This window comes from Pseudomonas sp. NBRC 111130 (assembly GCF_001320485.1).
GTDB classification, from domain to species: domain Bacteria; phylum Pseudomonadota; class Gammaproteobacteria; order Pseudomonadales; family Pseudomonadaceae; genus Aquipseudomonas; species Aquipseudomonas vlassakiae.
On the sequence record NZ_BCBG01000036.1, the window covers coordinates 1 to 11,190 of the forward strand.

The following is an 11,190-nucleotide window of genomic DNA, read 5'->3' on the forward strand; positions in this document are numbered from 1 at the left end:
GGGCGGCGCTCGATTTCAAAGGCGCTGAAAATGTTGTGGCGAACACCTGTAAGCCACTACACAACTCTCCCGCGCAAAAGCCATATCACACCCCCTCCGGCAACTTCATATGCCGCGCATACCAAGGCCTGCGCGGCGTCCGCCGCAGCAGGTCGCCAACATCGCGCTCACCACTGAAGGCAATACGCAGCGCCAGCTTCATCGCCTCAACCTCCATCTCCCCAGCCCCGCCCCCGGCATCTGAAATCCCCCCACACCCATGGGTCATCGGCCCAAGCCAAGGGTCGCCAACCTGCACCCAACGCCCCGGCGCAAACCACGACACACCATTGACCTCACGCCGCTGCACTTCCCCCGGGTGGGCGCGCTCGTGGGCCCGGTACCAGTCCTCGATGCGGTCGTCGATCCAGCCATGGAAACGCCAGAACACCGGGTTCACATGGGAAGAGAACGGGTCGCCGAGGAAGTCGCTTTCCTCACGGAACCAGCGTGCCGCGTAGTCCGTCTGCTCGCGGTCACCCAGCACCGGCATGCCGTTGGACGGGTCGCGGGTGACCGTGGCCCAACGTATGTGCAGCCAGTCGTGAATGTTCATCTCCACTTCCGAACCGAACTGCCCCAGGGTCAGGCGGCTGAGGTAATCCGGGTCCTGGTATTGCGATTCCCAGACCTGAAAATTGCTGAAGAAAGTCTCCGCCGCCTTGACCCCATGCAGCCACTGGCTCAGCTCCTCGTCATCCGCTGCGACCCACGCCGGCGGCACCGAATTGCCGTCATGGTTCTCCTGATAACGGATGAAGCCCAGCCGGTCGCTTTCGACATAAGGTGACGGCAGCGGCAGCTTCGTCCAGTTCGGCAGGTCGGGCTGCAGCTGGCGGGCGTGCGCCAGCATGTGCCGGTGCATGAAGAAAAAGTCTTCACCCGAACCGTTGAGGTGCTTGCGCCGCCCGCGCGCGCCTCGCTCGGCGTCACGCGGGCCGGGCTGCCAGCCGGCGCCGCGCAGGCCGTCGCGCTTGTCTTCGTCGAGCCGATGCCACTTGTCTCGGGTGGCGTGCCACACCTGGTGGAACAGGCGGTGCTCGGGCGATACCAGCCAGGCCAACAGCGCTGGCGCCAACGGCGTGACCTGGCGTGCTTCGGGGAAGGCACGCTTGCTGGCGACGAAATGGTTGTCCGGTTCAGTGCTCAGCAGTGGCCGATCGATACGGCGGATACGCCCGCTCAGGGTGCCGGCTCCCGCTTCGCCCCAACTTGCCCAGACCTCGTCGAGGGTGGCCTCCAGTTCATGGCTGGGCGCCGAGCTATCCGCCGGTACCAGGCGCCAGCGGACCTTGCCCGCATCAGCGCTCACCAGCTCGCCCAGCACCCGATAGCGCGGTTCGTCAGCGCCGCGCAGGCGTTCACCGAGGTCAGCAAAACCGCGCAGCGAGCGCCCGGTCGGGCCGACATCAAGGAGCATCTGCACACCCTCAAGAGGCAGGCCATCGAGGCCAGCCTCGGTACCCGTAAAGCGCAGGTCCCAGATGCCGCGTAGCTTGTCAGCAGTGCGCACGCCGATACCTGCGGCGGCCTCTACCGTGGCTTCGCCGGGGGTCTCGACCTCATCTTTGTTGAGCTTTTCATCATGGTCACGCGGCTGGCGTGCATACCACGCTGCCGAACCCGCCGCCCCGGCGACTGCCAGCCCCACCATGAACCCACGCCTGGAAAACCTCATCACCACATCCGTATCCGTGTCAGCCACGCCTATCGAGCTAGAACGAGACGCCGCCCGGCAAATTTACCGGCAGCACGTCGCTAAATTTCCCGCTGTCGCTCTCGTCCCTCCGTGACAGGCAAGCCCCGTGATCGCGGCTGCCGCAACCGCATCGACCCTGCAACCAACGGGATGGCAATGAACACGACACGCTTGCGCAAGGCCCCCTACCTCGCTGCCCTGGCGCTGATCCTCGCGCTTGCGGGCGCCGCGGCCTGGTACTTCTTCATCTACCTGCCGGCCGGTTACCCGCGTGAGGTGATGAAACATGCCGAAGAACTCCAGGAGCGCATCATCTCCTTCGACAGCCACATCACCGTGCCGCTGAACTTCGGCACCGAAGGCAAGGAGGCCGACAAGGATGGCAGCGGCCAGTTCGACCTGGTCAAGGCCGGCCGCGGTCGCCTTTCCGGCGCTGCGCTGACGATCTTCGGCTGGCCGGAAATCTGGAATGGCCCGAACGCCCCCCATCGCCCGACCGCCGCCTTCGTCGACGAAGCGCGCCAACAGCAGGAGATGCGCTACAAGATCCTCACCGGCATGGTCCGCGACTACCCCAACCAGGTTGCCATCGCCTACACCCCCGCCGACTTCCGCCGCCTGCATGGCGAAGGCAAGTTCGCGATCTTCCTCAGCATGCTCAATGCCTACCCGCTGGGCCACGACCTCGATGCCCTGGACACCTGGGCCGCACGCGGCATGCGCATGTTCGGCTTCAGCTACGTGGGCAACAACGCCTGGGCCGACTCCTCGCGTCCGCTGCCGTTCCTCAACGACACCCCCGATGCCCTCGGTGGCCTGTCGCCGCTGGGTGAGCAGGCTGTGGGTCGGCTCAACGACCTTGGCGTGATCATCGACGTGTCGCAGATGTCCACCCTGGCCCTGGAAGACGTTGCCCGCCTGAGCCGCGCGCCGATGGTCGCTTCCCACTCCGCACCGCGGGCGCTGGTGGACATCCCGCGCAACCTCAGCGACCACGAGCTGCAAGCGATCAAGCACAGCGGTGGCGTGGTGCAGGTGGTGGGCTTCCCGGCCTACCTCAAGCCCCTGAGCCAGGGCACCCTGGACAAGCTCAATGCCCTGCGCAAGCGCTTCGACCTGCAGCCGCTGAACGGCCTGGCCAACGCCCTGATGCCGGGTGACGCGATCATTTCCATCTGGCCCGAGAAGAAGTTCGGCGAATACGCCAGCGCGCTCTACGCCATCCTCGACGAAGAGCCCCGCGCCACGGTCAAGGACATGGTCGACGCCATCGACTACACGGTGCGCAAGATCGGCATCGATCATGTCGGCATCGCCTCCGACTTCAACGACGGTGGCGGCGTCACTGGCTGGATGAATGTCGGCGAGTCGCGCAATGTCACCGCCGAACTGATCCAGCGCGGCTACTCCGATGCCGATATCGCCAAGCTGTGGGGCGGCAACTTCCTGCGTGTGTGGGAAGAAGTACAGCGCCTGGCCAAGCCCGCTGCCAACACTCAAGCGGAGCGTGGCTGATGAACGACCGTCGCCGCTTTCTCAAGCAGGCCGGCCTGCTCGCCGCCGCCCTGCCCTTGACCGGCAACTTTGCCCAGACCGCACTGGCAGCCGCGCCTGCGGCAAAAACCGGCCAGGACAAATGGCAGGCCCTGCGCCAGCAGTTCGACCTGGACCCGGCCTACCTGCACTTCTGCAATTTCCTGCTGGCCTCGCACCCCCGCGTGGTCAGCGAGGCCATCGCCCGCTTCCGTGCGCGGCTGGACCAGAACCCGGGCGAAATGGTCGACTGGGACCGCGAAGAGCTCTGGGGCTATGAAAATGACGTGCGCGCCTGGGCCGGTCGCTACTTCGGCGTGCAACCAGGCCAGGTGGCCCTGACCGGCAGCACCACCGAAGGTTTGTCGATGATCTACGGCGGCCTGCAGGTGGCGCCGGGCAAGGAGATCCTGGTCAGCGCCCACGAGCACTATTCCACCAACACCCGCCTGGCCTACCGCGAGCAACTGATGGGTACCCAGGTGCGCCGCGTGAAGCTGTTCAAGGAGCCGCAACTGGCCTCGGTGGACGAAATGCTCGGCAATATTCGCCGGGCCATCCGCCCGGAAACCCGCGTGCTGGGCATGACCTGGGTGCAGTCCGGCAGTGGCGTCAAGCTGCCGATCCGCGAAGTCGGCGAACTGGTGAAAACCCTCAACCAGAGCCGCGACGAGCAGGACCGGATCATCTACGTGGTCGACGGCGTGCACGGCTTCGGCATCGAAGACGTGACCTTCGCCGACTTCAACTGCGACTACTTCATCGCCGGCACCCACAAGTGGCTGTTCGGCCCACGCGGCACCGGCGTGATCATCGCCCGCGAAGAAAAGCCGCAGCCGTACCTGGTGCCCAGCCTGCCGACCTTCACCAAGGGCGAGAACTTCGGCACCTTGATGACCCCCGGTGGCTACCACGCCTTCGACCATCGCCTGGCCCTGGGCAAGGCGTTCGAACTGCACCTGCAACTGGGCAAGGCCGATGTCCAGGCCCGCGTGCACCAGCTCAACGACTACCTCAAGCAGCGCCTCGCCGAGCACGCCAAGGTGCAGCTGGTGACGCCACGCAGCAGCCAGCTGTCCGCAGGCTTCACCTTCTTCCGCGTCGAGGGTCGCGCGTGTGACGCCGTCGCCCGCCACCTGATGGCCAACAAGGTAATCAGCGACGCCGTGGACCGTGACGTCGGCCCGGTGGTGCGCCTGGCCCCGAGCCTGCTCAACGACGAAGCCGAGATCGACCGGGTGATGGCCATCCTCGCCCCGCAACTCGCCTGACCTTTTGCCTTTCAAGAGAACCGCCATGCACATGTTCAAGCCCCTGGCCCTGGTGGCCGCCCTGCTCGCCAGCGCCCCGGCCTTCGCCGCCGACGCGCACGCACCTGGCAAGACGTTCAAGGACTGCAAGGATTGCCCTAAGATGGTCGTGCTGCCGGCCGGCAGCTTCACCATGGGCGTACCCGATGACGAAGTCGGCCGCCAGCCCGACGAAGGCCCGATGCACACCGTGACCTTCGCCAAGCCCTTCGCCATCAGCCAGTTCCAGGTGCAGGCCAAGCAGCTGGAGGCCTGGCAGCGCGACGCCAAGGTCACCCTCCCCGACGGCGACGACCGCCCGGGCCGGCGTTGCACCAACGGCAAGCCCAGCTACCCGCAAGGCCCCGACCAGCCGGCGGTGTGCATCAGCTATGACGAGGTCAAGGCCTACGTCGCCTGGCTGTCGAAGAAGACCGGCAAGCACTACCGCATGCTCAGCGAAGCCGAGCGCGAATACGGTGCTCGCGCAGGCACCAGCGGCCCGTTCCCGTTCCCCTTCGATGAAGGCAAGGAATACAGCATCGCCAAGCATGCCAACACCTATGGCGCCGCCGACGGCTACAACTACACCTCGCCTGCCGGCAGCTTCCCGGCCAACGCCTTCGGTCTGTACGACATGCATGGCAACGTCTACGAGTGGGTTGCCGACTGCATGCATGACAGTTACGTCGGCGCCCCCAGCGACGGCAGCGCCTGGATGGAAGCGAGCTGCGAGTACAACCACATCCGTGGCAATGACTACAGCGAAGCGCCGGTGTTCTCCCGCTCCGGCAACCGCAACTACCGCGAACCCTACGTGCGCGGCGACTGGCTGGGCTTCCGGGTAGCCCGCGAGCTCTGAAGCGCGCCCCCCAGCTGCACCTGCCCAGGCCCACGGCCTGGGCTTCCTAAATAAGAACACTTCTCGAACGTCTTCCTCACAGGGCAATGGCCCGCACGGCGCCTGCCCCGCACAGCGCCCCAAAGCGCATCCGCGCATCCACCAGGAACTCAGCATGAACCAATCGACCCCTGGCGCCCTTCGCGAACTCCTCGGCTTGCTCAAACCCTACCGGCTGATCGTCGCCTTTGCCGTCGGGCTGGGCATCGTCGGCGGCTTCTGCATCACCTTGCTGCTGGCCAACATCAACAACCTGCTGCATGCCCCCGGCGCCCTGAGCTGGGGCGTGGTGCTGGCGTTCGCCGGCATCTGCCTGGTGGCGCTGGCCTCCTCCATCGCCTCGGACATCGGCACCAACTATGTCGGCCAGCACGTCATTGCCGGCCTGCGCCGCGACCTGGGCGAAAAGGTGCTCAGCGCACCGATCGAACAGATCGAGCGCTACCGCAGCCACCGCCTGATCCCGGTGCTGACCCATGACGTCGACACCATCAGCGACTTCGCCTTCGCCTTCGCGCCGCTGGCCATCTCGCTGTCGGTGACCCTGGGCTGCCTCGGCTACCTGGCGCAGTTGTCCTGGCCGATGTTCCTGATCGCCGCGCTTGCCGTGCTGATCGGCACGGCCGTGCAGTACATCGCACGCATCCGCGGCATTCGCGGTTTCAATGCGGCGCGCGAAGCCGAAGACGAACTGCAGAAGCACTACGATGGCGTCGCTTCGGGTGCCAAGGAACTGCGCATCAGCCGGCCGCGCCGCCAGCGCATGTTCAACGAACGCATCAGCCGCACGGCGAACTACATCCGCGATACCCACGTGCGCTCGATCAACATCTTCGTCATCGCCAAGAGCCTGGGCTCGATGCTGTTCTTCGTGGTCATCGGCCTGGTGCTGGCCCTGCAGCAGGCCCAGTTGGTCAGCGACCCGAAGGTCACCAGCGGCTTCGTGCTGGTGCTGCTGTACATGAAAGGGCCGCTGGAGCACCTGGTCTCGACCCTGCCGATCGTCAGCCGTGCGCAGATCGCCTTCCGCCGCATTGCCGAGCTGTCGCAGCAGTTCTCCTCGCCCGAGCCGCACCTGCTGCTCGCAGCCGCCGAAGTGCCGGACCAGCAGATCCGCAGCCTCGAACTGCGCGACGTCGGCTTTGCCTTCCCACCAGTCGCCGGTGCGTCGCCGTTCGCGCTGGGGCCGGTCAACCTGCGCATCGAACAGGGCGACATCCTGTTCATCGTCGGTGAGAACGGTTGCGGCAAGACCACCCTGATCAAGCTCCTGCTGGGCCTGTACGCGCCGCAGCAGGGGGAGATCCTGCTCGATGGCCAGCCGGTCACCGCAGCCAACCGCGATGACTACCGCCAGCTGTTCACCACTGTGTTTGCCGACTACTACCTGTTCGATGACCTACTGCAGGACGCCCAGGCCCTGCCCGAGGACGCCGGCAAGTACCTGCAACGCCTGGAGATCGCGCACAAGGTGCAGATCCGTGACGGCGCCTTCACCACCACCGACCTGTCCACCGGCCAGCGCAAGCGCCTGGCACTGGTCAACGCCTGGCTGGAGAAACGCCCCGTGCTGGTATTCGACGAATGGGCCGCCGACCAGGACCCGACGTTCCGCCGCATTTTCTACACCGAACTGCTGCCGGAACTGAAGCGCCTGGGCAAGACCATCATCGTCATCAGCCACGACGACCGCTACTTCGACGTGGCCGATCACCTGCTGCGTCTGCGCAACGGCAAGCGGGTGGAAGAAGAATTAACAGAATTTTCACATTGATCTTTCCGGTTCTGGGGAGCCGGTACGTCACATAAATGCAAATAAATCTCATAACTAGTCAATCTGCCAACACTGAGTATCCGCATGTCGATTACCACGGTTTCGCCGCTCGCCCGGGCGGTTCGCAGCAAATCACTGGCATTGCTCACCCCGTCGCTGCTGGCCTGTGCGCTGGCAGCTTCGATGAGCGCCCACGCCGAGCCCGTGCAACTGAATATCCCTTCTCAAGGGCTGGTCGGGGCACTCAACACACTGGCCAAGCAGGCCGACCTGCAGCTGCTGTACAGCCCGGAAACCGTGCGCAACACCACCGCACCGGCAGTGCGCGGCAACATGGAGCCGGAACAGGCGCTGCGCCTGCTGCTGCGTGACAGCGGCCTGACCTACCAGATCGACGGCCACACGGTGATCCTCAATGGCGCATCGGGTTCGTCTTCGGCGATGGAGCTGGGACCGCTGAACATCAATGCCAATGCACTGAACGCCACGAGTGAGGGGACCAACTCGTACGCAGCGCGCGCCGTGACCATTGGCAAAGGTGTGCATACCCTGAAGGAAACGCCGCAGTCGGTCACCGTCATGACCCGCAAGATGCTCGACGACCAGAACCTCAACACCCTGGAGCAGGTGCTGGACAAGACGCCCGGCATCACCACCTACGACTCGCCCATGGGCGGCAAGTACTTCTACTCGCGCGGTTTCAACCTCGACGGCCAGTACCAGTACGACGGCGTACCGCTGGATGTGGGCGGCAACTACGTGCAGGCCAACAGCTTTTCCAGCGACATGGCGTTCTATGACCGGGTCGAGATCCTCAAGGGCGCGGCCGGCATGATGAAAGGCTCCGGCTCCTCGGCCGGTGGCGTCAACTTCGTGCGCAAGCGTGGCCAGGACAAGGCCCACACCAGCGTGACCCTGTCCGCCGGCAGCTGGGACAACTACCGCAGCCAGGTGGACGTGGGCGGCCCGCTGAACGAGTCGGGTACCGTGCGTGGCCGCGCCGTGGCGGCGCTGCAGGACAAGCAGTACTTCTACGACAACTCCAAGCGCCAGGACCGTATTGCCTACGGCGCCATCGACTGGGACGTCACCCCCGACACCACCCTGGGCTTCGGCCTGGCGTACGAGGATGTCGACGCCACTCCCTGCTACCACGGCCTGCCGCGCTATGCCGACGGCAGCGACCTGAAGCTGTCCCGCTCGACCTGCCTGGGTGCCAGCTGGAACGACCTGCAGAGCGAGCGCATCACCGCCTTCGCCGACGCCAAGCACCGCTTCAACGATGACTGGTCGCTGAACTTCGCTTCGGTCTACACCCACAACAACCAGAACATCGAGTACGGCTATTCCGAAGGCTCGGTGCCGGTGGGCGCCACCACCGGAGCGATGGGCCGCTATTCCGGCCGCTTCGATTACGACCAGGACGACTACGGTTTCGATAGCTACATCGACGGTAAATTCGAGGCGTTCGGCCTGGAGCACGAGCTGATCATCGGCGCCAACGCCAGCCGCCAGAAGAACCACGACTACTTCGCCCTGCTGGCCTTGAGCGGCACACAGAACCCGTTCGACCCATCGGATAACTTCCCGCATCCGTCGAAGGCCGACTACCAGACCGGCACCATCCGCGGCGGCCCGTTTCCGACCGACTCCACCACCACCCAGTGGGGCACCTATGCCAACCTGCGCCTGAAACTGGCCGAGCCCCTCACCCTGGTGCTGGGCACCCGCGTCAGCTGGTACCGCAACAACCGCGATTCCTACACCCAGCGCTGGGACACCTGGGAGCATATCCGCAGCCAGGAAAATGGCGAGGTCACCCCGTTCGGCGCCCTGCTCTACGACCTCAACGACCAGTGGACCGCCTACGCCAGCTATGCGCAGATCTTCCAGCCACAAGGCAACCTGACTACCGCCGATGGGAAATCGCTGCAGCCCAAGACCGGTGGCAGCTATGAGCTCGGCATCAAGGGCGAGCTGCTCGACGGCCAGCTGAACACCTCGTTCAACCTGTTCCGCACCATCGAAGACCACCGCGCCGAAACCGACTACGAGAATGTCTGTGCCGGTTCCAGCGATGGCTACTGCTACACCGACAGCGGCAAGGTGCGCGCCCAGGGCTTCGAGGCCGAGATCAGCGGTTCGCCGATCGATCGCCTGCAGTTGCTGGCTGGCTACACCTACACCCAGACCAAGTACCTGAAGACCATCAACGATACCGACCCGACCGAGCTGACCTTCACTTCCAGCTTCATTCCGCGGCACATGCTCAAGGTCTGGGGTGACTACCAGCTCGATGGCGCGCTGGATCGCTGGACCATCGGTGCCGGGGTGTCCAGCCAGAGCGACAACTTCCGCCGCCAGGGCAACATCCATATCGAGCAGCCGGGTTACACCCTGTGGAGCGGCCGCGTGCAATACCGCCTGGACGAGCACTGGACGGTGGCAGTCAATGGCAACAACCTGTTCGACAAGAAGTACTACTCCACCATCGGTGCTACCGGTTGGGGTAACTACTATGGCGAGCCACGCAACTTCATGCTGACCCTCAAGGGCGATTTCTGAAGAGCGTTTGCTTGAACATGGAAAGGGCCGCTTAGCGGCCCTTTTTGTTTGTTGTGTATTCTGGTTTTCTGTATTGAGAGTGTGGCAAGGGCAGCAGGTGCCTGCCTTGAGAGTTGCAGCGCCTGTGAGATCGAGCGCCGCCCGCGCGGCGCATCGCGGGCAAGCCCGCTCCCACATCTGTTTCGGGCCAGTTACTCCTGTGCCGCCAACAGGATTCGCCTTGGTGCATGACTGGAGACAGGTGAAGCGGCATCAGCGCCCATTGAAATGCATCGCCATGCCAACAAGGCGGTCCCTGTTGGCATCACAGGAGAGACTGGCCCGAAACAGATGTGGGAGCGGGCTTGCCCGCGATGCGCCGCGCGGGCGGCGCTCGATCTCACAGGCGCTGCAAACCTCAAGGCGAACACCGCAGCCCCACCCCCACCCCTACCCCAACACCCTACTCAAAACTGCACACAACCGCTCATGCACCTGCAGCACATCCGGCAGCACCGAAGCCATGCGCAGCAGGTCATGGGTCAACCCCGGCAACTCCACCAGCTCGACCTTGACCCCCGCATCGCGCAACCGCTCGGCATAAGCCCGGCCTTCATCCAGCAGCGGATCGAGCCCGGCCAAGGCAATGATGGCAGGCGCCACACCGCTCAGGTCCTCGGCCAGCAGCGGCGAGAAACGCCAGTCGTGGCGGTCCTGCGGGGTGCGTGCGTAATGGTCGTAGAACCACTCCAGGGTATCGCTCTCCAGCAGATAGCCCTCACCAAACAGCGTACGCGAAACACTCTGCCGGCTGGCATCGGTGACCGGGTAGCACAACAGCTGGGCGCAAGGCTTGAGCACCGCCTGCTCCCCCGCGCGCGCCGCTTCGATTGCCAGCACCGTGGCCAAGGTCGCGCCGGCGCTGTCGCCACCGAAGGCCACACGCGCACTGTCCAGGCCCAACTGTTCAGCCTCGCTGGCCAACCAGGCCAAGGTATCCTGGCCGTCTTCCAGGGCCACCGGGAAGCGGTGCTCCGGCGCCAGCCGGTAACCCACCGCCAGCACCGCGCAACCGGCCCGTGCGCACAGTTCGCGGCACACGCCATCATGGCTGTCGAGGCTGCCGACGACAAAGCCACCGCCGTGAAAATACACCAGCACCGGCAGCGGGGCCGTTGCCTGCGGCGGCCGGTACAGGCGCAGCGGGATGGCCGCACCGTCCCTGCCCGGCGCTTGCAGCGCTTCGACGGCCAGGCCCTCGGGCGCTGCCCAGCGCAATTGCTCGGTAGACTGCTGGAAGACTCGGCGAGCCTGCTCGGGGCTCATGTGATGGAACGGCGCGTTGCCGGCATTGGCCTCGGCCAGGTCGAGAAAAGCTTCAAGTTCAGGATGCAGCATGGTGTTCCTCGAG

The 11,190-nt window shown here is 64.9% G+C and carries 7 protein-coding genes; 5 read left to right on the forward strand and 2 right to left on the reverse strand.

What is annotated here, in order from left to right; translation table 11 throughout:
- Positions 1 to 85 precede the first annotated feature (85 nt).
- A complete protein-coding gene (locus APH33_RS16605; protein ID WP_054886192.1) occupies positions 86 to 1,717 on the reverse strand; it encodes a twin-arginine translocation signal domain-containing protein in 1,632 nt (543 codons plus the stop codon).
- 177 nt (positions 1,718 to 1,894) lie between these two features.
- Here APH33_RS16605 and pvdM point away from each other — a divergent pair, with 177 nt between their 5' ends.
- From pvdM to APH33_RS16630, 5 genes are all read left to right on the forward strand, one after another.
- Positions 1,895 to 3,253, forward strand: a complete 1,359-nt coding sequence (gene pvdM, locus APH33_RS16610; protein WP_054886193.1) for a pyoverdine-tailoring dipeptidase-like protein PvdM — start codon at positions 1,895 to 1,897, stop codon at positions 3,251 to 3,253.
- A complete protein-coding gene (gene pvdN / locus APH33_RS16615; RefSeq protein WP_054886194.1) occupies positions 3,253 to 4,542 on the forward strand; it encodes a pyoverdine-tailoring periplasmic protein PvdN in 1,290 nt (429 codons plus the stop codon). The genes pvdM and pvdN overlap by 1 nt, the downstream gene beginning before the upstream one ends.
- 25 nt (positions 4,543 to 4,567) lie before the next feature.
- Entirely contained in the window at positions 4,568 to 5,422 is an 855-nt protein-coding gene (locus APH33_RS16620) for a formylglycine-generating enzyme family protein (RefSeq protein WP_054886195.1), read from the forward strand.
- A 154-nt stretch (positions 5,423 to 5,576) separates the two neighbouring features.
- On the forward strand, positions 5,577 to 7,235 hold the full coding sequence (locus APH33_RS16625) for a cyclic peptide export ABC transporter (protein WP_054886196.1): 1,659 nt from the start codon (positions 5,577 to 5,579) through the stop codon (positions 7,233 to 7,235).
- Between the two features lie 84 nt (positions 7,236 to 7,319).
- Positions 7,320 to 9,800 (forward strand): TonB-dependent receptor, encoded by a 2,481-nt coding sequence (locus tag APH33_RS16630; RefSeq protein ID WP_082433630.1) that lies wholly within the window; start codon positions 7,320 to 7,322, stop codon positions 9,798 to 9,800.
- A gap of 429 nt (positions 9,801 to 10,229) precedes the next feature.
- Here the strand turns inward: APH33_RS16630 and APH33_RS16635 are convergent, their stop codons facing one another.
- Complete coding sequence (locus APH33_RS16635) at positions 10,230 to 11,177, reverse strand: alpha/beta hydrolase (protein WP_054886197.1); 948 nt, start codon at positions 11,175 to 11,177, stop codon at positions 10,230 to 10,232.
- Positions 11,178 to 11,190: the final 13 nt, after the last annotated feature.

Excerpts from the sequence above, each read along its gene's own strand:
- pvdM (WP_054886193.1), top strand. The coding sequence starts at position 1,895 with ATGAACACGACACGCTTGCGCAAGGCCCCCTACCTCGCTGCCCTGGCG.
- APH33_RS16630 (WP_082433630.1), top strand. The coding sequence starts at position 7,320 with ATGTCGATTACCACGGTTTCGCCGCTCGCCCGGGCGGTTCGCAGCAAA.
- APH33_RS16605 (WP_054886192.1), bottom strand. The coding sequence starts at position 1,717 with ATGAGGTTTTCCAGGCGTGGGTTCATGGTGGGGCTGGCAGTCGCCGGG.
- APH33_RS16620 (WP_054886195.1), top strand. The coding sequence starts at position 4,568 with ATGCACATGTTCAAGCCCCTGGCCCTGGTGGCCGCCCTGCTCGCCAGC.
- pvdN (WP_054886194.1), top strand. The coding sequence starts at position 3,253 with ATGAACGACCGTCGCCGCTTTCTCAAGCAGGCCGGCCTGCTCGCCGCC.
- APH33_RS16635 (WP_054886197.1), bottom strand. The coding sequence starts at position 11,177 with ATGCTGCATCCTGAACTTGAAGCTTTTCTCGACCTGGCCGAGGCCAAT.
- APH33_RS16625 (WP_054886196.1), top strand. The coding sequence starts at position 5,577 with ATGAACCAATCGACCCCTGGCGCCCTTCGCGAACTCCTCGGCTTGCTC.